Raw genomic sequence first — 23,528 nt, forward strand, 5'->3', positions numbered from 1 at the left:
CATGCAAACCGACACAACTCGCGAGAACCCGCAGGCCAAGGTGCCGCAGGCCGCCGATTCCAACCAGGATCTGGCTGCCACCGCCCCTGGCCAACTGCGCGTGATCAAGCGCAACGGCACTGTCGTCCCTTACACCGACGACAAGATCACCGTGGCCATCACCAAGGCGTTCCTCGCAGTTGAAGGCGGTACCGCCGCCGCTTCGTCGCGCATCCACGACACCGTCGCGCGCCTGACCGAGCAGGTTACCGCCACGTTCAAGCGTCGCATGCCATCGGGTGGCACCATCCACATCGAAGAAATCCAGGACCAGGTCGAACTGGCCCTGATGCGCGCCGGCGAGCAGAAAGTCGCCCGCGACTACGTGATCTACCGTGACCAGCGCGCCAAGGAGCGTGCCACCCGCGCCAACACCGACGCCGTGGTCGAACCGCACCCGAGCATCCGCATCACCCTGGCTGACGGCAGCCTGGCGCCGCTCGACATGGCCCGCCTGAACACCATCATCAGCGAAGCCTGCGAAGGCCTGGCCGAAGTCGATGGCGACCTGATCCAGCGCGAAACCCTGAAGAACCTGTACGACGGCGTGGCCATCAAGGACGTCAACACCGCCCTGGTGATGACCGCCCGTACCCTGGTGGAGCGCGAGCCGAACTACTCGTTCGTTACCGCCCGCCTGCTGATGGATACCCTGCGCGCCGAAGGCCTGGGCTTCCTGAATGTAGCCGACAGCGCCACCCACCACGAGATGGCTGACCTGTACGCCAAGGCCCTGCCGGCCTATGTCGCCAAAGGCATCGAGTTCGAGCTGCTGAACCCGGCCATGGCCGACTTCGACCTGGAAAAACTGGGCAAGGCGATCAACCACGAGCGCGACCAGCAGTTCACCTACCTGGGCCTGCAGACCCTGTACGACCGCTACTTCATCCACAAGGATGGCGTGCGCTTCGAGCTGCCGCAGGTGTTCTTCATGCGCGTGGCCATGGGCCTGGCGCTGGAAGAAAAAGACAAGGAAGCCCGTGCGATCGAGTTCTACAACCTGTTGTCGTCGTTCGACTACATGGCCTCGACCCCGACCCTGTTCAACGCCGGCACCCTGCGCCCGCAGCTGTCCAGCTGCTACCTGACCACCGTGCCGGACGACCTGTCGGGCATCTACCACGCGATCCACGACAACGCCATGCTGTCGAAATTCGCCGGTGGCCTGGGCAACGACTGGACCCCTGTGCGCGCACTGGGCTCGTACATCAAGGGCACCAACGGCAAATCCCAGGGCGTCGTACCGTTCCTGAAAGTGGTCAACGACACCGCCGTTGCGGTCAACCAGGGCGGCAAGCGCAAAGGCGCCGTGTGTGCGTACCTGGAAACCTGGCACCTGGACATCGAAGAGTTCATCGAGCTGCGCAAGAACACCGGTGATGACCGCCGTCGTACCCACGACATGAACACCGCCAACTGGATTCCTGACCTGTTCATGAAGCGTGTCTTCGATGACGGCAAGTGGACCCTGTTCTCGCCTTCGGAAGTGCCAGACCTGCACGACCTGACCGGCAAGGCCTTCGAAGAGCGCTACGAGTACTACGAAGCCCTGACCGAGTACAACAAGATCAAGGTGTTCAAGACCGTCCAGGCCAAAGACCTGTGGCGCAAGATGCTGTCGATGCTGTTCGAGACCGGCCACCCATGGCTGACCTTCAAAGACCCGTGCAACCTGCGTTCGCCGCAGCAACACGTGGGCGTGGTCCACAGCTCGAACCTGTGCACCGAAATCACCCTGAACACCAACAAGGACGAGATCGCGGTCTGCAACCTGGGCTCGATCAACCTGCCGAACCACATCGTCGACGGCAAGCTGGACACCGCCAAGCTGCAACGCACCGTGAACACCGCCGTGCGCATGCTCGACAACGTGATCGACATCAACTACTACTCGGTGCCGCAAGCGCGTAACTCGAACTTCAAGCACCGTCCGGTCGGCCTGGGCATCATGGGCTTCCAGGATGCGCTGTACCTGCAGCACATTCCTTACGGCTCCGATGCTGCCGTCGAGTTTGCCGACAAGTCGATGGAAGCGGTCAGCTACTACGCCATCCAGGCTTCCTGCGACCTGGCCGATGAACGCGGCGCCTACGAGACCTTCCAGGGCTCGCTGTGGTCCAAGGGCATTCTGCCGCTGGATTCGCAACAGATCCTGATCGAGGCCCGTGGCCAGAAGTACATCGACGTCAACCTGGAAGAAACCCTGGACTGGGCGCCGGTACGTGCCCGCGTACAGAAAGGTATTCGTAACTCGAACATCATGGCCATCGCGCCAACCGCGACCATCGCCAACATCACCGGCGTGTCGCAGTCGATCGAGCCTACCTACCAGAACCTGTACGTGAAGTCGAACCTGTCGGGCGAATTCACCGTGATCAACCCGTACCTGGTTCGCGACCTCAAGGCTCGCGACCTGTGGGACTCGGTCATGATCAACGACCTGAAGTACTACGACGGTTCGGTACAGCAGATCGAGCGTATCCCGCAAGAGCTGAAAGACCTGTACGCCACTGCGTTCGAAGTCGAGACCAAGTGGATTGTCGATGCGGCTTCCCGTCGCCAGAAGTGGATCGACCAGGCGCAGTCGCTGAACCTGTACATCGCCGGTGCATCGGGCAAGAAGCTGGACGTGACCTACCGCATGGCCTGGTACCGTGGCCTGAAAACCACCTACTACCTCCGTGCCCTGGCCGCGACCAGCACCGAGAAGTCGACCATCAACACCGGCAAGCTCAACGCCGTTTCCAGCGGTGGCGACAGCGCCCCGGTCCAGGCAGCCGGCCCTGCGCCAGTGCCAAAGGCCTGCGCAATCGACGAGCCTGACTGCGAAGCCTGTCAGTAAGGCCTGAATGCCGTGCGGGGTGCCTACGGGTGCCCCGCGCGGCATTTTTGTATCCGCGCCTCGGAGAAACCTTGCCCTTTGCCCACTGTTCACGCAGCTCGGTAAAAGAACAGGACCTCTCAAAACAGGACGCACACCCATGGCGCGGAAGAAAGTGGCAACTCGCAAGATTGGCCGCAACGCCGAAACCGGCCGTTTCACCTCGGTCGAACAGGCACGCAAGCACCCCAAGACACACATTGTCGAAACGCTGCACACCCACCGCAGCTAGTGGTAGCTGGCCTCATCGCCGGCAAGCCCGCGGTGAGGCCGGTTCCGACAACGCAGCCCTCATCAAAACACCATATGGTGTGCCTTAAAATTTAAACTGGCACAACATATAGGTTGGCGCTACACTCTCCCCCCGTAGAAGAAGCCACCTGTTTCGTGAACCGACGCATGCCAAACCGGTCAAAAAAGTTACCCTCGCCGGCAAGACACGCGCCCCGATCGAAGGTGATTTCCGGTATACTTTGCGCCCTCTGAAAAGAGCACCTATTCAATTGTCCTGGCCCCTCCCAGAGGCCTGGCCAGGTACAAGCCAGAACACATTCAGATGTAAACGAGAGTCAGCCTCTCGAGCTGCCCATTCGCCATTACGGCCTTGCGTCAGGCATCACATTCTTAAAATCCAACCGGTTGCCTCTGGGCGACCCTCAAGCAGGAGCCAAACCATGCTGAGCTGGGACGAATTCGACAAAGAAGACGGCGAAGTAGCCGCCAAAGGCAACACCCCTGCGCAGGCCGCTGCCACCGCCACCCTCGACAAGCTCGACAGCGCCGGTGGTGCCGCCGCCCTGGAGGCCCGTGCGGCCACCGCTTCTGACTCCGAAGCCGTCAAACGTGCCAAGGCTGCCCTCGACGCCCTCGACGTTGCCGAAGGCCTGGCCGAGCTGGAAGGCTCCTCGGCCCGCGTTGCAGTCGATGAAAAGCGCATGATCAACTGCCGCGCCGACCTCAACCAGCTGGTACCGTTCAAGTACGACTGGGCCTGGCAGAAGTACCTGGACGGCTGCGCCAACCACTGGATGCCGCAAGAGGTCAACATGACCGCCGACATCGCCCTGTGGAAGAGCCAGGACGGCCTGACCGAAGACGAGCGCCGCATCGTCATGCGCAACCTCGGCTTCTTCTCCACCGCCGACTCGCTGGTTGCCAACAACCTGGCCCTGGCCGTGTACCGCCTGATCACCAACCCGGAGTGCCGCCAGTACATCCTGCGCCAGGCCTTCGAAGAGGCGATCCACACCCACGCCTACCAGTACTGCATCGAGTCGCTGGGCATGGATGAAGGCGAGATCTTCAACATGTACCACGAGATCCCGTCGGTCGCTAAAAAAGCCGCCTGGGGCCTGAAGTACACCCGCGCCATCTCCGACCCGGAATTCAACACCGGCACCGTCGAAACCGACAAAGAGCTGCTGCGCAACCTGATCGCCTACTACTGCGTCCTGGAAGGCATCTTCTTCTACTGCGGCTTCACCCAGATCCTGTCCATGGGCCGCCGCAACAAGATGACTGGCGTTGCCGAGCAGTTCCAGTACATCCTGCGTGACGAGTCGATGCACCTGAACTTCGGTATCGACGTGATCAACCAGATCAAGATCGAAAACCCGCACCTGTGGGATGCGGCGATGAAGGAAGAAGCGACCCAGATGATCCTGCAAGGGACCCAACTGGAGATCGAATACGCCCGCGACACCATGCCACGCGGCGTGCTGGGCATGAACGCGGCGATGATGGAGGACTACCTCAAGTTCATCGCCAACCGTCGTTTGACCCAGATTGGTTTGAAAGAAGAGTATCCAGGGACTACCAACCCGTTCCCATGGATGAGCGAGATCATGGACTTGAAGAAGGAGAAGAACTTCTTTGAGACGCGTGTGATTGAGTATCAGACGGGTGGTGCGTTGAGCTGGGACTGATCGTCCGGGCTGAGCATCGAGAAGGCTGCCGATTGGCAGCCTTTTTTTATGATTTTCCCCAAGAGTCCTGACGTCAGTTACGAAGATTGATTCCTTAATCCTATAAAAGACCGCCCCTGCGAAGGCCCATGTGAACAGGGGGCCATTTATTGCCTGTGCTGGCCTCTTCGCGGGTGAACCCGCTCCTACAGAGATCGCAGTTTGCCGGGGTTACCTGGCAAGCTGGTCTGCCTGACTTGGCAATGAGCCCTCTGGGCTGATGGGGGACCTGTGCGGGTTCATCGAGGCGTTGAACCGCCGCGAACACCGGCGAAGCCGGTGCCATACACCGAGTCGGACTCTTCGCGGGCAAGCCCGCTCCCACCGAAGCACAGCTCTAGCTTTGAGGCGGTGTTTTACCTTGAGATTTCGGCCTGGGGCTGCCAAACCCTATAGGCCTACTCAAGTCGCTCAGCAGCCTTTTTGTAAGCTTGGTTCCGCTCACGGCGATCGACAGCGACGACAAAAACCATGATCTCTTGGTCAATGACCTGATAGACCAGCCTGTACCCACTGCTGCGTAGCTTTATCTTGTAGCAATCTGGCAGCGAATGCGCGGGAATCGAAGTCGAGGCTATAGGTCATCCAGCTGAACCCTCACGCGCTGCGGAGAAGCAAGCCGCTCTTGTACGGTAGCAATGAGATCTTCATCTTCCTCGGTCATCAGGACCGGCCGGAAGGGTAGCTTGCCCCGCTCAGCTACATATTGCAGAGCCTGACGCATGAGTTCGGAGGGGGTGACACCGAGGCGATCGAGCTCTTTGTAGGCGCGGGCTTTGAGATCATCGTCGACGCGGATATTGATAGAAGCCATGACATAGCCCTCATGTAAAGACGATTGTCATTACACTGCACTGATCGTGGGACTCTGCAATGGCAGTTTGTCTGCCGGAAGTGACCACAGCGCCATTCCCTTCAAATGAAGAGGCCTCGCCCCTGCCGACAGGAGGGGTACGGCACCAGCAAGGATGCCGGGACTGGACATGCCAGTCTAAGTGGTCAAGGGCGAGGCCAGATCTAAAGATAGCGCAGGCTCGGGGATGGGGCCACCGCTGTTACGATTTGATTTGTAACCCTGTCCCCGGTTTGCGGTGCGAGGCAACCAATGGGGTGGATGGCACGGGCTTTACCCGTGTTCGCGGGCAAGCCCGCTCCTACCAGTAGATCGTGTACGTGCGTGGCATGGTGCAAGGCAGTTGTAGTATGTCTGCAGCGCGTTCAGGGTAGAGCCTCTGCCGCTCAGTTTTTGGCGTCTAGTACCCTATTTGCTCTGCGATCAGCCGTTGACAGCCCTCCTCCCCCTTGCTAATAATCGCCCACAGTTGTACGACAACACATAACAAAAACAACAATTCGCGGACGAACCCATGTCGACACCCATCCCGCTGCACCCGCACCTGTTGCACACCCCTCTTCCCCCGGACAGCTCGCGTACGCCTGCCAGTACGTAGCGCCCGGTTACAGCGCATTCACCCCTGGCCCTGACCGGCCCGTTATCTACCCGCCCCTGCCGCAGGCCGCTTGCGCGTGCCCGGTGGACGGGCTGCCACACCCTTAGGGAGCACAACAATAATGAAAATCTGCCACACCCTACCCTTCGCCCTGCTTGGCGCCGGGGTTATCGCCGGCCTGCCGGGCACCAGCCTGGCAGCGGGATTTGTCGAGGACAGCAAGGCCACCCTCGGGCTGCGCAACTTCTACATCAACCGCAACTTCACCAACCCCAGCAACCCGCAAAGCAAGGCCGAGGAGTGGACGCAAAGCTTCATTCTCGATGCCCGCTCGGGGTTCACCGAAGGGCCAATCGGCTTTGGCGTGGATGTGCTGGGGCTGTGGTCGGTCAAACTCGACGGCGGTGGCGGTACCTATGGCACGGCGTTGCTGCCACGCCATGACGATGGCAAGCCGGCAGACGACTACGGGCGCCTGGCGGTGGCGGGCAAGGCACGTATTTCCAAGACCGAACTGAAGATCGGTGAATGGATGCCGGTGCTGCCGATTCTGCGTTCGGACGACGGGCGTTCGTTGCCGCAAACATTTCGTGGCGGGCAGGTGACCTCCAACGAAATCGCCGGGCTGACCCTGTACGGCGGCCAGTTCCGCGGCAACAGCCCGCGTAACGACGCGAGCATGGAAGACATGAGCTACGGCGGCGGCGTGTCGGACCGTTTCAACTTCGTCGGCGGCGAGTACAAGTTCAACCAGGACCGCACGCTGGTGGGGCTTTGGAATGCGGTGCTGAAGGACGTGTACCAGCAGCAATACCTGCAACTGAGCCACAGCCAGCCGGTGGGTGACTGGACCCTGGGTGCGAACCTGGGCTACTTCCATGGCGACGAGGACGGCTCCGAACGCGCCGGGCAGCTGGACAACAAGACCTACTCGGGGATGTTCTCGGCCAAGTACGGCGGCAGCACCTTCTGGGTAGGGCTGCAGAAAGTCGATGGTGATACCTGGATGCGGGTGAACGGCACCAGTGGCGGGACCTTGGCCAACGACAGCTACAACTCCAGCTTCGACAATGCCAACGAGCGTTCGTGGCAGGTGCGCCATGACTTCAACTTCGTCACCGTCGGGGTACCGGGATTGACCCTGATGAACCGCTACATCAGCGGGCGCGATGTGCACAGCGGGGGCGTGAGCGATGGCAAGGAGTGGGTGCGTGAAACGGAGCTTGCGTATGTGGTTCAGAGCGGGGCGTTCAAGGATTTGAGCGTGAAATGGCGTAACGCGTCGATTCGCCGGGATTACAGCAATAACGAGTTCGATGAGAACCGGTTGATCTTCAACTACCCATTGTCATTGCTCTGATCAAGACCTGCGGGTTTACCCGCGAATACGGTGGTGGCGGCAACGGTGAACGACGGGTGGAGATTGGCCAGCAGGGCCGGCCTCTTCGCGGGTGAACCCGCTCCTACACGACGGTCTGTGTCCAACCACCGCTGTGTGTCCACCACCGATCTGCGTAGGAGCGGGTTTACCCGCGAATGCGGTGGCGGCGGAGACGGTGAACGGCGGGTGGAGATTGGCCAGCAGGGGCCGGCCTCCTCGCGGGTAAACCCGCTCCTACGGGCGACCGCGCAGGCCTTTCGCATTTTTTACCCGCAAAAAAGGCCGGCAAAAGCCGCCCAAGCCTCATTGACAACACACAGAACCACCGCCAATAATCACTCAAGTCATACGACAACCTACAACAACTAACAACAAGAGCCGGCCATGACCACTACCCCCTTCAATCGCCTGCTGCTCACCGGAGCCGCAGGCGGCCTGGGCAAGGTCCTTCGCGAACGCCTGAAAGGCTACGCCGAGGTCCTGCGCCTGTCTGACATCAGCCCCATGGCCCCGGCCGCGGGCCCGCATGAAGAAGTCATTACCTGTGACCTGGCCGACAAGGCTGCGGTGCATGCCCTGGTCGAAGGCGTGGACGCCATCCTCCACTTTGGTGGGGTTTCTACCGAACACGCCTTCGAAGAGATTCTCGGCCCCAACATCTGCGGCGTGTTCCACGTGTACGAGGCGGCGCGCAAGCACGGGGTCAAGCGCATCATCTTCGCCAGCTCCAACCACACCATCGGTTTCTATCGCCAGGATGAGCGCATCGACGCTCACGCGCCGCGCCGTCCCGACAGCTATTACGGGCTGTCCAAGTGCTACGGCGAAGATGTGGCCAGCTTCTACTTTGACCGCTACGGCATCGAGACCGTCAGCATTCGCATCGGCTCGTCGTTCCCGCAGCCACAGAACCTGCGCATGCTCTGCACCTGGCTGAGCTACGACGACCTGGTGCAGCTGATCGAACGCGGGCTGTCCACCCCCGGCGTTGGTCACACCATTGTCTATGGCGCCTCCGACAATCGCACCGTGTGGTGGGACAACCGCCATGCCGCGCACCTGGGCTATGTACCCAAGGACAGCTCCGAAACCTTCCGCGCTGCCGTGGAGGCCCAACCGGCACCCGCCGCCGATGACCCGAGCATGGTCTACCAGGGCGGCGCTTTCGCCGTGGCCGGCCCGTTCAACTGACCCCAAGCCAAGAGGCATGGCATGAACTGCGAACTGATCGTCGACGCCCGCAACGGTACCGGCGAAAGCCCTGTGTGGCACCCCGGTGAACAGGCCTTGTACTGGGTAGACATTCCCGCTCGCCAGTTGCATCGCTGGCAAGCGGCCGATGGCAAACACCAGTGCTGGCAGGGCGACGAGATGCTGGCCTGCATCGCCCGCAGCGGTCAGGGTTGGATTGCGGGCATGGAAAGCGGCATCTTCCAGCTCCAGGCCAGGGCGGACGGCAGCCTGGACAGCCGGCTGCTCAGCAACGTGCAGCACGCTCAGGCCGGCATGCGCTTCAACGATGGCCGCTGCGACCGTCAGGGCCGCTTCTGGGCCGGGACCATGCTGCTGGACATGCAGCAAGGTGCCCACGTGGGCGCGCTGTACCGGCAGGACGGCAAAGGCCAGCTGCACCTGCAGCAGGACGGCATGATCGTGCCCAACGGCCTGGCCTTCAGCCCCGACGGCACGCGCATGTACCTGTCCGACTCGCACCCGAACGTGCAGAAGGTGTGGGCTTTCGACTACGACATCGACAGCGGCACACCGCACAACAAACGGCTGTTCATCGACATGCGCGACTACCCCGGCCGCCCGGATGGCGCCGCCATTGACCAGGACGGCTGCTACTGGATCTGCGGCAACGACGCCGGGCAGATCCACCGTTTCACCCCCGAAGGTCGCCTCGACCGATCACTCAGCGTGCCGGTGAAAAAGCCGGCGATGTGCGCCTTTGGCGGCGCCAGCCTGGACATTCTGTACGTCACCTCGATCCGCCCCACTGGCATCGACCTGCGCGACCAGCCCCTGGCTGGCGGGGTATTTGCCCTCGACCCTGACACCAAGGGCCTGGAGGAACCTGCCTTCCGGGGCTGACGCCCCCTAGCCATACCCACACTTGCACCCACGAAACCAGATAATAAAAACCACGGAGTTTCATCATGACGTTCAAACGCAAGCTGCTCCTTGCCGTACTCCCGTTCGCCTTCAGCGTGGCCATGCCTGCTTCGGCGCTGGACATCAAGTTCGCCGAGATTCACCCGGCCGGGTACCCGACCGTGGTCGCGGAACAGAACATGGGTAAAAAGCTGGAGGACGCCAGCAATGGCGAAATCACCTTCAAGATGTTCGCCGGCGGCGTGCTGGGATCGGAGAAGGAAGTGATCGAACAGGCTCAGATCGGCGCCGTGCAGATGACCCGCGTCAGCTTAGGGATCGTCGGCCCGGTGGTGCCGGATGTGAACGTGTTCAACATGCCGTTCGTGTTCCGCGACCATGATCACATGCGCAAGATCATCGACGGCGAGATCGGCCAGGAAATTCTCGACAAGATCACCAATTCCGATTTCAACCTGGTAGCCCTGGCCTGGATGGATGGCGGCTCGCGCAGCATCTACACGAAAAAGCCGGTGCGCAGCCTGGAAGACCTCAAGGGCATGAAGATTCGCGTACAGGGCAACCCGCTGTTCATCGACATGATGAACGCCATGGGCGGCAACGGCATCGCCATGGACACCGGGGAAATCTTCAGTGCCCTGCAGACTGGCGTGATCGATGGTGCCGAGAACAACCCGCCCACGCTACTCGAACACAACCACTTCCAGAGCGCCAAGTACTACACCCTCACTGGCCACCTGATCCTCCCGGAGCCGGTAGTGATGTCCAAGACCACCTGGAACAAGCTCAGCCCCGAGCAGCAGGCGCTGGTGAAGAAGGTGGCGCGTGAAGCACAGATGGAAGAGCGCGCGCTGTGGGATGCCAAGACCGCCGCCAGCGAAGAGAGGCTCAAGGCCGCCGGTGTCGAGTTCATTACCGTCGACAAGAAGCCGTTCTACGACGCCACCGCTTCGGTACGCGAAAAATACGGCGCGCAGTACGCCGACCTGATGAAACGTATCAACGCTGTCCAGTAACCGCGCCCCTTCCCGAACGACCTCGGCAGCGCGGCGCCCGCCGCACTGCCGCTTTGGTGATGCCCATGAAAAACCTGTTCCTGCGTGTGAACGACACGCTGTACTGCACCTGCACCTGGGTTGCCGGCCTGTCGATCCTGACCATGTCGCTGATCATTCCGTGGGGCATCTTCGCCCGCTACGTGCTCGGCACCGGCGCCAGCTGGCCGGAGCCGGTGGCCATCCTGCTGATGGTGGTGTTCACCTTCGTCGGCGCCGCCGCAAGCTACCGGGCCGGGGCACACATGGCGGTGACGATGATCACCGACCGCCTGCCACCGCTGCCGCGCAGCCTGGCCGCGCTACTGGTGCAAGTGCTGATGATTCTGGTGTGCGTGTTCATGACCTACTACGGCACCAAGCTGTGCATCACCACCTGGAACCAGTTTCTGGCGTCACTGCCGGGGGTGCGGGTGGGCATGACCTATGCGCCGATCCCGATCGGTGGCGTGCTGACCCTGGTCTTTGTGCTGGAAAGGCTCCTGCTGGGCGATCAGAGCCACCGCACGGTAGTGCGTCTCGACCACCTGGAAGAAAACGAAGGAGCGGCATAAATGGATGCGTTCATTCTGTTGGGCAGCTTCATTGCGCTTATTCTGCTGGGCATGCCAGTGGCCTACGCCCTGGGCCTGTCGGCGTTGATTGGCGCCTGGTGGATTGACATCCCGCTGCAGGCGATGATGATCCAGGTGGCCAGTGGGGTTAACAAATTCTCGCTGCTGGCGATTCCGTTCTTCGTGCTGGCCGGCGCGATCATGGCCGAAGGCGGTATGTCACGGCGGCTGGTGGCGTTTGCCGGGGTACTGGTGGGCTTCGTGCGTGGCGGGCTGTCGCTGGTCAACATCATGGCCTCAACCTTCTTCGGCGCGATTTCCGGCTCGTCTGTGGCGGACACCGCGTCGGTGGGTTCGGTGCTGATCCCGGAGATGGAGCGCAAAGGCTACCCGCGCGAGTTCTCCACCGCCGTGACCGTCAGCGGCTCGGTACAGGCGCTGCTGACTCCGCCCAGCCACAACTCGGTGCTGTACTCGCTGGCGGCGGGCGGTACGGTTTCCATTGGCTCGCTGTTCGTGGCAGGTGTGATGCCCGGGTTGCTGTTGAGCGCCGTGATGATGGGCCTGTGCCTGATCTTTGCCAAGAAGCGCAACTACCCCAAGGGCGAAGTGATCCCGATGCGCCAGGCGCTGAAGATAGCCGGCGAAGCGCTGTGGGGCCTGATGGCCATGGTGATCATCCTGGGCGGCATCCTGTCGGGCATGTTCACCGCGACCGAATCGGCAGCAGTGGCGGTGGTGTGGTCGTTCTTCGTGACCATGTTCATCTACCGCGACTACAAGTGGCGCGACCTGCCCAAGCTGATGCACCGCACGGTACGGACCATCTCGATCGTGATGATCCTCATCGGCTTTGCTGCCAGTTTTGGTTACGTGATGACGCTGATGCAGATTCCGTCAAAGATCACCACAGCATTCCTGACCCTCTCGGACAACCGCTATGTGATCCTGATGTGCATCAACTTCATGCTGTTGCTGCTGGGCACGGTGATGGACATGGCGCCGCTGATCCTGATCCTTACGCCGATCCTGTTGCCGGTGATCACCGGTATCGGCGTGGACCCGGTGCACTTTGGCATGATCATGCTGGTGAACCTGGGGATCGGGCTGATCACACCACCGGTGGGCGCCGTGCTGTTCGTCGGCTCAGCCATCGGCAAAGTGAGCATCGAGTCGACGATCAAGGCAATGCTGCCGTTCTACCTGGCGCTGTTCATGGTGCTGATGGCGGTGACCTACATTCCGGCCATCTCGCTGTGGCTGCCCAGTGTGGTGCTGTAAATAAGATCGGGGCTGCGATGGGCTGCAAAGCAGCCCCCTTGGCCCTACCTGCAACGGATCCTGCACATGGCTGCCCCCTCCTCGGCTGTACCTCTATTCCCACGCAAACTGGCAATCGCCTTGCTGGCCCTGCTGGCCTGTTCATTCGCCGGCAACCACATTGCCGCTCGCATCGCATTCGACGACGGCACCGGCGTGCTGCTGGCCATTCTCTGCCGCTCAGGTATTACCTTGCTGGTACTTGCCTGCCTGCTGCTGTGGCAACGCCAGGCCCTGGGCCTGCCCGCCGGTACCCGGCACTGGCAACTACTGCTCGGCCTGCTGATCGCCACCCAAAGCCTGTGCCTTTATTCGGCGGTCGCACGCATTCCGGTAGCCTTGGCGCTGCTGGTGGGCAACACGTTCCCGATGCTGCTGGCGCTGCTCACCTGGGCACTGGGCGGTGCACGCCCCACCGGCCGCACGGTGTTGTTCATGGGCCTGATTCTGTGCGGCCTGGTACTGGCGCTGGATGTACCGGCACACCTGGCCGACAGCGGTGCGGCCAACCCGCACTGGGCATTAGGGGTGAGCCTGGCTTTCGGCGCGGCCTGTGCCTTTGCCTGTGCCTTGTGGGTCACCGACCACAAACTGGCTGCCGTGCGCGGCCCAGTACGCAGCCTGCTGACCTTGCTGATCGTGTTCTCCAGCATGCTGGTGGCAGGCGCAAGCGGCGTGATCCCATCCGGTTTGTCACTGCCAGGCAGCAGCAGTGGCTGGGCAGCCCTGGCCACCCTGGTAGTGCTGTATGGCCTGGCCTTCAGCTTGCTGTTCGTCTGTGTCCCTCGCCTGAACATGGCGCAGAACGCACCGGTAATGAACGTTGAACCCATCGCCACGTTGTTGCTGGGCTGGGCCTTGCTCGACCAGCACCTGAGCCCTGTGCAACTGGTCGGCGCTGCGGTGGTGGTGTGTGGCATCGTGCTGCTCACCTACCGCCGGGCCAATTGATTGATCTTCCATAAAGGAGCCTTGCATGGCTGTGACCGAACTGCACCTGCAAGACCGCCTGACACACCTGAGCCTGGCCCCGGAAATAGGCGCCAGCCTGGTCAACTGGCAGGTAAAGGTGACCGGGCAGGCACTGCTGCGCCATACCGACGCGGCCGCGCTGGCCAGTGGTACGCCGCGACGCTTGGCCTGCTACCCGCTGGCGCCGTGGTCCAACCGCATTGCCGAGGGTGGCTTTGCCCGGCCCGAGGGGTGGCAGGCACTGTTACCGAATACCGGGCATGACCCTTACCCGATTCATGGCAGCGCCTGGCAGCAGGCCTGGCAGGTAGAACACCACAGTGAACAGCAGGCTCGGTTGACGCTGGACAGTGCCGTGCCGTTTGCCTACCAGGCCACGCTGGATGTGCACCTGCATGAGGGTTGCCTGAACCTGGACCTGCAGGTGATGCACCAGGATGAGCCAGCTACCTGGTATGGCCTGGGGCTGCATCCCTACTTTCCGCGGTATCCCGATACCAAGTTGTACGCAACTGCGCGCAACGTGTGGCTGGCCGGGGATGGGCGGTTGCCCTCGTACCAGGCCGAGGTGCCCGAACAATGGCGTTTCAATGCCATGGGGCGTTTGCCCGAGACAGTGGTTGATCACGCCTTCAGTGGCTGGCCAGGGGAGTGCGTGATCGAACAGCCCAGCGCGGGTTATCGACTGGCGTGCAGTGCCAACGAGGCTGGACACTTCTTGCTGTTTTGCCCGCAAGGGCAAGGGTTTTTCTGCTTTGAGCCGGTTAGCCACCCCATCAATGCGCACCACCTGCCAGGGCGGCCAGGGTTGCGATTGTTGCACCGGGGGGAGGCAATGAACCTGGCGTTCAGGATGCAGTATCAGGCGTTGTGAGCGGGTTGCCTGAAAAACGGCCGCCACGGTATCAAACATTGTTTAGCATCATTTCTCGACACGATGCAGGTTCTCAATCCAGCTGCTGATCGCGCAATCCTTGCGCCAGCATGTCGATAAAGGCCCTGACCTTGGCCGAGCCGTACTTGCTTTCGCGGTGCAGCACATGAATGGGCCAGGGCGCCTCTTCGTACTCGGCCAGCAGCACCTGCAGCTGCCCGCTGGCCAGTTCGTCTACGACCTGATACGACAGCAGCCGGGCAATCCCCAGCCCGCCGCTGGCAGCGGCGATTGCCCCGTCATTGCTGGTGACCGTCAGCCGTGGCTTCATGCGCACCAAGGTCGGCTCGTCGGTCACGCCGAAGCGCCAACCGGCCCGCGGCGACAGGTTGGTGGTGCCGATTACCGCATGCCCGGCCAGGTCCGACGGGTGCTTCGGCACACCATGGCGCGCCAGGTAGTCGGGTGAGGCACACAACATGCGCCGCACCCTGCCCACCCGCAGCGCCTTCAACCCGGAGTCGGGCAACGGCCCGATGCGCACGGCCACGTCCATGCCCTCCTCGACCATATTCACCACGCGGTCGAGGAAGTACGCGGAAACATCGACTTCCGGGTACTGCTGCAGGTAACGGACGATGCACGGCATGACGAACTTCCTGCCGAACAGGATCGGCGCGGTCACCGCCAGGTCGCCCCTGGGGGTCGCGTTGATGCCGGCTGCGGCTTCATTGGCCTCGTGGATGCTGGCGAGGATGTGCCGGGTGTCTTCCAGATAACGGCCGCCGGCCTCGGTCAGGCGCACGCTGCGAGTTGTGCGCAGCAACAGCTTGACCCCGAGCTGCTCTTCCAGGGCGCTGACGGCGCGGGTGACAGCGGCCGGGGAAATGTCCAGACGGCGAGCAGCAGCGGCGAAGCTTTCCAGCTCGCCGACGGCGACGAACACCTTCATCAGGTGGATCTGGTCCATGCGGGCTCCTGAAGGTTAAGAGGCGTGGGGATTATCTTTCATCTGGATGCCTGGTGTTAGCTGTGCCGGCCTCTTCGCGGGCAAGCCCGCACCTGCGACTGGCTTGAATCAGACATCCAGCACCAACGCCTGCATCCCCTCCTCCACCTTCGCCGGCACAGCACAACAGATCAGCACCGAACCCGCCTCCGGCAACTCTGCCGGCGGATTTGGATAATGCACCTGGCCGCTCACCAGCCGGGTCTTGCAGGTACCACACGAACCACCCCGGCAACTGAACTCCGGGGCCAGCCCACGCGCCTCGGCCAGTTCCAGCAAGGTGCCGCTACCGGGAACCCAGCGTGCCTCCTTGGCCGACGCGGCAAAATACACCGGCACCGGTTCGTCAGCGGCAGGTGGCTGTTGCAAGGTTGGCTGGTCTGCGTCGGTGTACCGCCGCAGCGTCGACGGGCCAAACGCTTCGGCGTGGATCCGCGCATCCGGCACATGCACCCCACGCAGCCCTTCGTAAAGCTGCTGGGTGAAGCTGCCCGGCCCGCACAGGTAGAAATCGTAGTCGTCCAGCGCCAGCGTTGCCTTGACCTGTTCGATACCCAACCGGCCGGCAAACTCGTAATCACGACCGACCTGCGCGTGCCCTTCAGGCTGGCTCAGGGCGCGGTGTACCTGCAGTAGATCGCCAGCCTGTTGCCGCAAGGCCGCCAGTTCCTGCTGGAACGGCAAGTCGGCCAGGCTGCGTGCGCCATGGAACAGATGAATGCGCCGGGCCTGCCCTGTCCTCAACTGCTGGCGCAGCATGGCCAGCAACGGCGTTATACCCACGCCCGCGCCGATCAGCACCAACGGGCGCGTGCTTTGCTGGTCAAGCGTGAAGCTGCCCATCGGCGGCCGCACATTCAGCACATCGCCGGCCACAACGCGCTCATGCAGATACCGCGAAGCCGGGCCCTGGGCTTTGACGCTGATGCGCAAGAATGCATCGGCCGGGGCACTTGAAAGGCTGTAGGTGCGGATCAGCGCCGACTCGCCATCACGCGGCACTTGCACAGGCAGATGCTGGCCAGGGGCAAAGGCCACACGGCAGCCTGCCGGTGGTTCGAGATAGAACGAGCGGATATCGCGACTTTCCTGCTCCACCCGCAGCACCCGCCAGGCCAGCCATTGGCGCTGTTGTTGCCGCTGCTCCAGGCGCGCATCGGCCTCGGCCCAGGTGCCGGTCATCAGACTGGTCGGCGCGTATTCCTTGAAAGCCCAGCGCAGGGCAACGGCTGCCGGACGCCTCACCACCTGCTCGACCTGCAGTGTCCATAACCGCTCAGCCCCTTCAAAGGCCTGGATGGCCGGGCTGTCCAGCAGCACCTCGGCACGTCCATACAGTTGCAACACATTGCCATTATTGAAGTCGATGAACAGCAAGCCGGCCCGCGGGTTGACCACCAGGTTACCCAAGGTGTTGAAATGCAGATTGCCAGCATAATCGGGAATGGTAAGCCGATTGCCTTCGACCTTGATGAACCCTGGCCGGCCACCACGGTGGGAGACATCCACCGAGCGCTGGCCGTCAGCATGCTCGACATAGCTGGCGACGAAGAAGGTATCGGCGGCCTGGATCATGCTGACGGCGGAGGTATCCAGTGTTGTCGCATCGATGCGCCCGAGGGCGGGTTCGGTGACGCGGGTGTAGTCACGCAACTGGATGTACTGCGGGCAGTTGCCAAACGCCTGCTCTACGGCCACTTGCAGTTGCCCTTGGGCAGCGTGGCGGATCTGCCCGTTGATGCGATTGCGCCGACGGGTGTGCAGTTCGATCCCCAGCAGGCCGACCGCCTGCCCGGCTGCCAACCCGGGGGTGGCGGGGTCATCTGCTGGCAACGTGGTGTGGATCGTCAGCATACGAGGGTCGGGCGAGCTTACGAACCCTTCCGGCCCTTCCAGCAGCGTGGCCCAAGGCCGACCCTGGGCATCAACACTGGCGGCGACCATGAACGGTAACTGGTGATAGAACGTCCGGTGCTGGTCGGGCATGTGGTCACGAATGACCTTTTGCCCGAACGCCTCCATGCGTTCTGCTACACCGACCTTTTCCTGCAGGGTCTTTTCACCCGCATGCCAGGGTGAGGGGCGGTGATCAGGAGATTGTTGCATGGCGGCGTTCCTCGCGATGGCGGGGTTTCAGGCGTGGGTTTGCAGCCCGATCACGGTGCGCGGCATGGGGACGAAACGCGGCAGCGCCTCGATCCGCGCCAGCCAGTTGCGCACATTGGCATACGGCTCCAGCGACACGTTGCCTTCGGGGGCGTGAGCGATGTACGAGTAGTTGGCAATGTCCGCGATGGTAGGTGTGCTACCCGCCAGGAATGGCGTGTTTGCCAACTCGGCATCGATCACCTTGAGCAAGGTGTGGGCACGGGAAATCACCTCGTCGGTATTGAACGAAGCCCCGAACACCGTGACCAGGCGGGCGGCTGCCGGGCCAAATGCCAGCGGGCCCGCGGCGACCGATAGCCAGCGTTGCACACGGGCAGCGGCGGCAGGTTCTTCGGGCAGCCAGGCACCGTTGTCATACTTTTTGGCCAGGTAGACGAGGATGGCGTTGGAGTCGGCAATCACCGTGCCGTTGTCATCGATGACCGGAACCTGGCCGAACGGGTTGAGTGCGAGGAAGTCCGGCTGCTTGTGCGCGCCTTTGGCCAGGTCGACGAACACCAGCTCGGTGGGCAGGTTCAGTAGCGAGAGCATCAACTCGATGCGATGGGCATGGCCAGACTTGGGGAAGTTGTAGAGCTTGATCGGGTTCGACATGGGCTTGGCTCCTGGTCAGCGCCGGGATGGGGCTGATGGAGCACATGCTGCACTGGATCGGCTGGCAGCAGAATCAGTGCGCAGGGGAAACCATAATTTCGCGGGGCGGAACAATGGTTTCCAAACACTTGCGCTGGCGCCTACAGGTGAGCGCTAGCCAACGATCCGATCAGTGCAGCTTTTTGAAATGTCGGTACAGCCCACGCGCAGCCTCGACCACCTGCGGCACACAGGCCTGGATATCCTCATCGCTCATCTGGTCCAGCAGTTCGAAGTTATCTTCCAGCCCATGTAGCGAAATGGCCTTGAGCAGCGGGGCCTGCTCCGGTGGCAACTCGCCCCAACCGGCCACCTGGGTACCGCGCATGTAGCCGAAACACCACTCCTCCATCACGATCACAGTGCCCTGCTCGCCTTCGCGTTCCTCGAACAGCGGTTCGAACTGGTCGACCTCATTGCTCAGTTCTTCTGCCACCTGGCTGGCATAACGCAGCATCAATGCCGTGTAGGCCTCCTCATGCGCGGGCTTCTTGAACTTCGGTACCTTGCCACCCGCTACCGCCGGTAGCCATTGTTCCGGCAGGACAGTGATCGGCGAACTGGCGAGTGCGACGAAAAAGCCATTGAGCTCGGCCAGGTCCAGCACCGAGTAGTCATTGCCATAGGTGATCAGCAGGTCTTCGAGGCGGTCGAGTTCTTTTTCGCTGAGTACGGGGAGCATGGGTAAGAATCCTGGGAAGCAAAAGTGTGTGCACCCTAGCACAGCAACGCCGGAAGGGCTGCCCGCGCGAACGACCGCGCGGGCAGATCGTTCAGGAGTGCAACCAGTCCTGCAGCTCATGTTGCCGGCCGGTGCCAATCAGCAGCCACAGCAAGATACGGCATTTGCGCGGGCAGAGTTGCCCAGCCATGTAGACGCCTTTTTTCTGCAGGTCGATCTCTGCACCAACAAACCCGTAGGTTGCCCGGGCTGTAGGCCCTCTACCTGTGCGCGTAGCAACCATGACCGGCAAGCTGGTCGCCAGGTGTTCCAACACTTCGGACCAACTGGCGGAAACATGGCCAGCACCGAAACCGGCGATGACCATCCCCTCATAACCCAATGTGGCCACAGCCTGCAGCAGCGCCGTGTCTGCGTCCAGGCAGGCTTCCAGCAGGGCAACGCGCTGGTCGGTGCGATAGGGTAACGGCAACACTTTCCGTCGCCCGGGCGGATGGCGATACAACACAACACCCTCCACAACGTCGCCCAACGGGCCACATCCGGGCGACTCGAATGCCGCCATCGCCAGGCTGGCCGTCTTGCGAACCCTTGCCGCGCAGTGGACCTGATCATTCATGACCACAAGCACACCTCGCCCACGGCTGTGTTGTGCCAATGCAACCTGAGCCGCAGCCAACAAGTTGGCCGGCCCATCATTGCCCGGCTGACTCGCCGAGCGCATGGCACCGGTCATCACCAATGGCACATCGAATGACCAGAGCAGGTCCAGGAAATAGGCCGTTTCCTCAAGGCTGTCGGTCCCTTGGCTCAATACCAAGGCCTGAGCCCCGCGCTCCACTTCCCCCTGGGCCCATGCCAGCACCTCCAGCAACGTCGCGAAGCCCAGCGATGCACTGGGAAGCAGACACAATGACGCAACGTTCAACTGCGCCATCTCGCGCAACTGTGGAACCTGAAGCAGTTGCCGCTCACAATCCAGGCTTGGCGTCACACCACCCCCGACAGCACCGGCCCGCATACTGACCGTGCCGCCCAGGCTGGCGATCGACAGCCTGGGCAGACTCGAATGTTCACTCATGCTTCTCCCCCCACAAGTAATCCGACTACAGGCACGATTCCCAGCGTGCAGACGGCCATCGACACCACATTGCCGATGTAGCCATGCACATAGGCCGGCAACCGCCGAGTGATCGCCACTGCCAGCGGCGGAGCCACCAGTGCACCCAGCACTGCACTGGCCACCACCACTTGCCAGCTGCCGCCATGTGTCAACACCGCGGCCGGGACGATCGACACAATCGGAATGTAGGTAGGGTACCACCCACGGGCTTTCCACTGTCCACGCCAGAGTACAACCCCGACCAGGGAGGCCAAGGCCTGCCCGGCCACCATCTGCATCACCAGCATAGAACCGTAGGACAGTGCAGCCGGACTCAACAGGTATGCCAGCAACACACCCAGCAATAGCCCGAGGCTGGCCAGCTCATTACCAAAGAATGGGGCTTCGCTGAAGTCGGCCAGAACGCGCCGCAAAGTCCAGACCACACCGTAGTCAGGCTGATTGACAACCGGCGCCACGACGGTGGGTTCACAACATTGGCGTACCCATGAAGGAAAGTGCTTGCACAGGATGAAGGCCACCACGCTTGCCACTGCCATGCCACTCACATTGCCCACTACCACTGGCAACTGCAGGGGATAACACAGGTAATTGACCATCAGCAGGCTGGCCGGTGTTACCAGTAGCGCCCCCAGTAGTGCCCCCGTGATCGTCACCCGCCAGCCCGCACCAAAAAGCAATACCATGGCTGCCGGCAATGACACGAAGGCAACGAAGGTGGGTTGCCAGGTGCCACTGGCCAATGTCCATCCCCACAACACATGACTGAGCAGCAAGCCCAAAAGCGAACTGGTAAACACCCATGGCCATAATCCGCTGCCATAGCAGATGGCAAAGCCCTGCCACCGGTACCCTCGCAGCTGCGCCCAGTGCGCCAGGCACGCCCCCAGCAGCAAGCCCAGCGCGGGCAGTTCGTGCTTGTAGAAAGCCACTTCACTGATATCACCCACAATCCAGCGCAAACGGCTGAGCGGCTCATCGAGTGTCGCCACCCTATGCGCATAATCCAGCCATTGGCCATGGGCAAGGCTTGCAGCGAGAAACACCAGCAGGCAGCCGAAAATCAACACAAGCCAATACTGCTGTCGTGAGAAGAGGAGTGTGTTCATTCGCAACTCCTCAACGTGGCATAGGTGCATGCAAGCGATAGCCAAGGGTGGCATCGTAGAGGTCGGTGCGCCGGTCTCTTGGCAGGTCGTTGAGGCTGTTCCAGATCGGTGCCGAGCGCGCACTGCTCAAGTCGACATCGGCATAGATAATCTCCTCGGCTTCTGTACTGCCCACCTCGCCGATCGGCCAGCCATTGGTACCGGCGATCAGCGAGCAGCCCAGGAAGCGCCCGCCCCGCTCGCTGCCGACACGGTTCGCGGCGGCGATATAAACGTTGTTGACATGGGCTGCCGTCATGGTCAGGTACGAGGCCATACAACGCCCTGCATCATCGAACAACGGCGGCGGGGTCCATACCCAGTTGTTGAGGCTGCAGATGATGTCGGCGCCTTGCGCGGCCATCACCCGTGGTACTTCCGGGAACCAGATGTCCCAGCAGATCAGCAGGCCGATACGGCCGATAGGCGTCTCGAACACCGGGAACCCCAGGTCCCCAGGGGTGAACCAAAGCTTTTCCTGGTTCCACAGATGCGCCTTGCGGTAGTGCCCGAGCAGGCCTTCGGGGCCAAACAGTACAGCACTGTCGTAGAGCTTCAGCCCGTCACGTTCGGCAAACCCCGCAGCCAGGTATACCTGGTATTGCTTGGCGAAGTCTGCCCAGGTTTTCAGGCAAGGGCCGTCCCGCAGCACCTGCGCATGGGAATAGGCTTCGGCACGGGAGTTGAAGGTGTAGCCCGTGTTGGCCAGTTCAGGCAGCACGATCAGGTTGGCACCTTCGCGTGCTGCGCGCCGGGCCAATGCCAGGCCTCTGCTCACGTTGTTCTCACAGTGCTCGAGACCGACCTGAGGGTCGTACTGGATGACAGCGATACGTACAGGGCTGACGGGGGAACAGGATTCAGACATGGCGGCTGTACGGGTCACCCACATGGGTTACACAAAAGTTCACTCACATAGGTGACAACACCTTGAGTGTTACATAACCATCAGTGGCATCCCGCACATCGACTCTACCAAGGATGATGGGACCGAAAATAACATCCCAAATGCCATCTCCGACTTGCTCCAGCCCAATGGTCTGGTGCTTGAGCACGTAACCTACGTAGATCCTCAGGCCACGGCGGTTAATGATGCCGCAGCTATCCGCCGGTAAACTCTCGACATGGCTGGGGTAGGTCATCTCAGGAAGTTTTTCAGGGAATGGGCGTGGTGAGGGCTGGTAGCAAGACGCCGGTGTTTTCTGTTTCAGTGCTTCATGCAAGCGCTCGTAATTGTAGTGTTGTCGAAAGCGATCAAAATGCCGCTGTTGAGCTTCCCAGGCCACTGCCGGCGGTGATGGCAGCGTGCTTTTGAGTGTCCGATGCATGCGTTCGTGGCGGCCATTTTGCTCAGGCCTTCCAGGTGCAATGCGCTCAGGAATGATGCCTAGACGCAGCCACCAGATGGACAGCTGAGAAAGTCCTGCACGTCCTTTACTGGCAAACGGCACACCGTTATCGGTACGAATACGCTCAGGCAGGCCATTTTCCCGAAACACCTGGGTGAAAACGGCCTGCGTTTCCAGAAGGTTGGTATTAGGCATGCTGTGGCAGGCGAGCAGGAAGCGGCTGGCGTGATCCATGATCGTTAGTGGATAGCACCAGACGCCTGCGCCTGTCAGAAATTGGCCCTTGTAGTCAGCACTGAACAGCTGGTTAGGCGACTCTGCCTTCTCCAGTGGCTTGGGGTAGACCGCTACACGCTGACGTAAACGGCGTGGGTTGACCAACTCGGCCTTCTTGAGGATGTTGTAAATCGCTGTCTTAGAAGGCGGCGCCTGATCAGGGAAGCGCTCCTGCAGCGCAGCCTGGATCTTTTTCGGACCAGGTTCCGTTTCGCCTCGACTGCGCAGTTCGATGATGGCTTCGCGAACTGCAGCGGGGACGACCCAGTTCTGCGTCAACCGGCGGCGGCTGCGTTCTTCCAGCCCCGAAGGCCCCTCTTTCTCATATCGCTCGACCCATTTGTAGCCGGTCTTACGGCTGATCTCGTAGGCCTGGCACAGGGCGCTGAAGCTGGGCGGCCCTTGCAGGTAATCCGCGATGAAAAGCATTTTCAGGTCCATAGGTTTCAGCTCTCGCCAAGGCATGGTCAGATCCTCGAAAACCGACCTTGCCAGTTAAAGACTGTTACCTATGTGCGTGAACTGATTTGTAA

General features: G+C 61.5%; 20 protein-coding genes and 1 pseudogene. 11 read left to right on the forward strand and 10 right to left on the reverse strand.

What is annotated here, in order from left to right; genetic code table 11:
* Position 1: 1 nt before the first annotated feature.
* From ACF8RA_RS22040 to ACF8RA_RS22050, 3 genes are all read left to right on the forward strand, one after another.
* Complete coding sequence (locus tag ACF8RA_RS22040; RefSeq protein ID WP_176685118.1) at positions 2-2,881, forward strand: ribonucleoside-diphosphate reductase subunit alpha; 2,880 nt, start codon at positions 2-4, stop codon at positions 2,879-2,881.
* Positions 2,882-3,020: 139 nt separating this feature from the next.
* Entirely contained in the window at positions 3,021-3,152 is a 132-nt protein-coding gene (locus ACF8RA_RS22045; RefSeq protein ID WP_256122383.1) for a hypothetical protein, read from the forward strand.
* Between the two features lie 442 nt (positions 3,153-3,594).
* A complete protein-coding gene (locus ACF8RA_RS22050; RefSeq protein ID WP_060498595.1) occupies positions 3,595-4,845 on the forward strand; it encodes a ribonucleotide-diphosphate reductase subunit beta in 1,251 nt (416 codons plus the stop codon).
* Between the two features lie 437 nt (positions 4,846-5,282).
* On the opposite strand, the pseudogene ACF8RA_RS22055 reads toward ACF8RA_RS22050, so the two are convergent.
* Both ACF8RA_RS22055 and ACF8RA_RS22060 read right to left on the reverse strand, forming a co-directional pair.
* Positions 5,283-5,438: pseudogene (locus ACF8RA_RS22055) on the reverse strand (type II toxin-antitoxin system RelE/ParE family toxin); the annotation flags it as partial.
* Positions 5,439-5,458: 20 nt separating this feature from the next.
* On the reverse strand, positions 5,459-5,698 hold the full coding sequence (locus ACF8RA_RS22060) for a type II toxin-antitoxin system RelB/DinJ family antitoxin (RefSeq protein WP_004577199.1): 240 nt from the start codon (positions 5,696-5,698) through the stop codon (positions 5,459-5,461).
* Between the two features lie 758 nt (positions 5,699-6,456).
* On the opposite strand from ACF8RA_RS22060, the gene ACF8RA_RS22065 reads away from it, so the two are divergent.
* The 8 genes from ACF8RA_RS22065 (at position 6,457) to ACF8RA_RS22100 (ending at position 14,606) form a co-directional block, all read left to right on the forward strand.
* Positions 6,457-7,695 (forward strand): OprD family porin, encoded by a 1,239-nt coding sequence (locus ACF8RA_RS22065; protein WP_176685119.1) that lies wholly within the window; start codon positions 6,457-6,459, stop codon positions 7,693-7,695.
* Between the two features lie 405 nt (positions 7,696-8,100).
* Positions 8,101-8,907, forward strand: coding sequence for an NAD-dependent epimerase/dehydratase family protein (locus ACF8RA_RS22070; protein ID WP_392514316.1), 807 nt, complete (start codon positions 8,101-8,103; stop codon positions 8,905-8,907).
* Between the two features lie 21 nt (positions 8,908-8,928).
* Positions 8,929-9,810, forward strand: a complete 882-nt coding sequence (locus ACF8RA_RS22075) for an SMP-30/gluconolactonase/LRE family protein (protein WP_176685121.1) — start codon at positions 8,929-8,931, stop codon at positions 9,808-9,810.
* Positions 9,811-9,875: 65 nt separating this feature from the next.
* On the forward strand, positions 9,876-10,847 hold the full coding sequence (locus ACF8RA_RS22080) for a TRAP transporter substrate-binding protein (protein WP_392519574.1): 972 nt from the start codon (positions 9,876-9,878) through the stop codon (positions 10,845-10,847).
* A gap of 65 nt (positions 10,848-10,912) precedes the next feature.
* Entirely contained in the window at positions 10,913-11,440 is a 528-nt protein-coding gene (locus tag ACF8RA_RS22085; RefSeq protein ID WP_392519575.1) for a TRAP transporter small permease, read from the forward strand.
* On the forward strand, positions 11,441-12,721 hold the full coding sequence (locus ACF8RA_RS22090) for a TRAP transporter large permease (RefSeq protein WP_176685124.1): 1,281 nt from the start codon (positions 11,441-11,443) through the stop codon (positions 12,719-12,721).
* Between the two features lie 66 nt (positions 12,722-12,787).
* The gene (locus ACF8RA_RS22095) at positions 12,788-13,711 is read left to right on the forward strand and encodes an EamA family transporter (protein ID WP_209967639.1); all 924 of its coding nucleotides are present in this window, start codon (positions 12,788-12,790) and stop codon (positions 13,709-13,711) included.
* Between the two features lie 25 nt (positions 13,712-13,736).
* On the forward strand, positions 13,737-14,606 hold the full coding sequence (locus ACF8RA_RS22100) for an aldose 1-epimerase (protein ID WP_392460934.1): 870 nt from the start codon (positions 13,737-13,739) through the stop codon (positions 14,604-14,606).
* A gap of 73 nt (positions 14,607-14,679) precedes the next feature.
* On the opposite strand, the gene ACF8RA_RS22105 is transcribed toward ACF8RA_RS22100, so the two are convergent.
* The 8 genes from ACF8RA_RS22105 to ACF8RA_RS22140 all read right to left on the reverse strand — a co-directional run bounded on the left by ACF8RA_RS22105 (position 14,680) and on the right by ACF8RA_RS22140 (position 23,460).
* Positions 14,680-15,576, reverse strand: a complete 897-nt coding sequence (locus tag ACF8RA_RS22105) for a LysR family transcriptional regulator (RefSeq protein ID WP_021784473.1) — start codon at positions 15,574-15,576, stop codon at positions 14,680-14,682.
* A 108-nt stretch (positions 15,577-15,684) separates the two neighbouring features.
* On the reverse strand, positions 15,685-17,721 hold the full coding sequence (locus tag ACF8RA_RS22110) for a pyridoxamine 5'-phosphate oxidase family protein (RefSeq protein ID WP_392519576.1): 2,037 nt from the start codon (positions 17,719-17,721) through the stop codon (positions 15,685-15,687).
* 27 nt (positions 17,722-17,748) lie between these two features.
* The gene (locus tag ACF8RA_RS22115) at positions 17,749-18,378 is read right to left on the reverse strand and encodes a glutathione S-transferase family protein (protein WP_103462089.1); all 630 of its coding nucleotides are present in this window, start codon (positions 18,376-18,378) and stop codon (positions 17,749-17,751) included.
* A 169-nt stretch (positions 18,379-18,547) separates the two neighbouring features.
* Positions 18,548-19,099, reverse strand: a complete 552-nt coding sequence (locus tag ACF8RA_RS22120; protein ID WP_104960945.1) for a UPF0149 family protein — start codon at positions 19,097-19,099, stop codon at positions 18,548-18,550.
* 91 nt (positions 19,100-19,190) lie between these two features.
* On the reverse strand, positions 19,191-20,180 hold the full coding sequence (locus ACF8RA_RS22125) for an asparaginase (protein WP_392519577.1): 990 nt from the start codon (positions 20,178-20,180) through the stop codon (positions 19,191-19,193).
* Complete coding sequence (locus ACF8RA_RS22130; protein ID WP_392460928.1) at positions 20,177-21,331, reverse strand: hypothetical protein; 1,155 nt, start codon at positions 21,329-21,331, stop codon at positions 20,177-20,179. The genes ACF8RA_RS22125 and ACF8RA_RS22130 overlap by 4 nt, the downstream gene beginning before the upstream one ends.
* Positions 21,332-21,341: 10 nt before the next feature.
* A complete protein-coding gene (locus tag ACF8RA_RS22135) occupies positions 21,342-22,238 on the reverse strand; it encodes a nitrilase family protein (protein ID WP_392519578.1) in 897 nt (298 codons plus the stop codon).
* A 43-nt stretch (positions 22,239-22,281) separates the two neighbouring features.
* A complete protein-coding gene (locus ACF8RA_RS22140) occupies positions 22,282-23,460 on the reverse strand; it encodes an integrase core domain-containing protein (RefSeq protein ID WP_012053106.1) in 1,179 nt (392 codons plus the stop codon).
* Positions 23,461-23,528 lie beyond the last annotated feature (68 nt).

It is taken from the genome of Pseudomonas sp. FYR_5 (assembly GCF_043106315.1).
Classification (GTDB): domain Bacteria; phylum Pseudomonadota; class Gammaproteobacteria; order Pseudomonadales; family Pseudomonadaceae; genus Aquipseudomonas; species Aquipseudomonas putida_Y.

Coding starts and splice junctions, on each gene's coding strand:
- ACF8RA_RS22040 (WP_176685118.1), top strand. CDS start 2: ATGCAAACCGACACAACTCGCGAGAACCCGCAGGCCAAGGTGCCGCAG.
- ACF8RA_RS22045 (WP_256122383.1), top strand. CDS start 3,021: ATGGCGCGGAAGAAAGTGGCAACTCGCAAGATTGGCCGCAACGCCGAA.
- ACF8RA_RS22050 (WP_060498595.1), top strand. CDS start 3,595: ATGCTGAGCTGGGACGAATTCGACAAAGAAGACGGCGAAGTAGCCGCC.
- ACF8RA_RS22060 (WP_004577199.1), bottom strand. CDS start 5,698: ATGGCTTCTATCAATATCCGCGTCGACGATGATCTCAAAGCCCGCGCC.
- ACF8RA_RS22065 (WP_176685119.1), top strand. CDS start 6,457: ATGAAAATCTGCCACACCCTACCCTTCGCCCTGCTTGGCGCCGGGGTT.
- ACF8RA_RS22070 (WP_392514316.1), top strand. CDS start 8,101: ATGACCACTACCCCCTTCAATCGCCTGCTGCTCACCGGAGCCGCAGGC.
- ACF8RA_RS22075 (WP_176685121.1), top strand. CDS start 8,929: ATGAACTGCGAACTGATCGTCGACGCCCGCAACGGTACCGGCGAAAGC.
- ACF8RA_RS22080 (WP_392519574.1), top strand. CDS start 9,876: ATGACGTTCAAACGCAAGCTGCTCCTTGCCGTACTCCCGTTCGCCTTC.
- ACF8RA_RS22085 (WP_392519575.1), top strand. CDS start 10,913: ATGAAAAACCTGTTCCTGCGTGTGAACGACACGCTGTACTGCACCTGC.
- ACF8RA_RS22090 (WP_176685124.1), top strand. CDS start 11,441: ATGGATGCGTTCATTCTGTTGGGCAGCTTCATTGCGCTTATTCTGCTG.
- ACF8RA_RS22095 (WP_209967639.1), top strand. CDS start 12,788: ATGGCTGCCCCCTCCTCGGCTGTACCTCTATTCCCACGCAAACTGGCA.
- ACF8RA_RS22100 (WP_392460934.1), top strand. CDS start 13,737: ATGGCTGTGACCGAACTGCACCTGCAAGACCGCCTGACACACCTGAGC.
- ACF8RA_RS22105 (WP_021784473.1), bottom strand. CDS start 15,576: ATGGACCAGATCCACCTGATGAAGGTGTTCGTCGCCGTCGGCGAGCTG.
- ACF8RA_RS22110 (WP_392519576.1), bottom strand. CDS start 17,721: ATGCAACAATCTCCTGATCACCGCCCCTCACCCTGGCATGCGGGTGAA.
- ACF8RA_RS22115 (WP_103462089.1), bottom strand. CDS start 18,378: ATGTCGAACCCGATCAAGCTCTACAACTTCCCCAAGTCTGGCCATGCC.
- ACF8RA_RS22120 (WP_104960945.1), bottom strand. CDS start 19,099: ATGCTCCCCGTACTCAGCGAAAAAGAACTCGACCGCCTCGAAGACCTG.
- ACF8RA_RS22125 (WP_392519577.1), bottom strand. CDS start 20,180: ATGAGTGAACATTCGAGTCTGCCCAGGCTGTCGATCGCCAGCCTGGGC.
- ACF8RA_RS22130 (WP_392460928.1), bottom strand. CDS start 21,331: ATGAACACACTCCTCTTCTCACGACAGCAGTATTGGCTTGTGTTGATT.
- ACF8RA_RS22135 (WP_392519578.1), bottom strand. CDS start 22,238: ATGTCTGAATCCTGTTCCCCCGTCAGCCCTGTACGTATCGCTGTCATC.
- ACF8RA_RS22140 (WP_012053106.1), bottom strand. CDS start 23,460: ATGCCTTGGCGAGAGCTGAAACCTATGGACCTGAAAATGCTTTTCATC.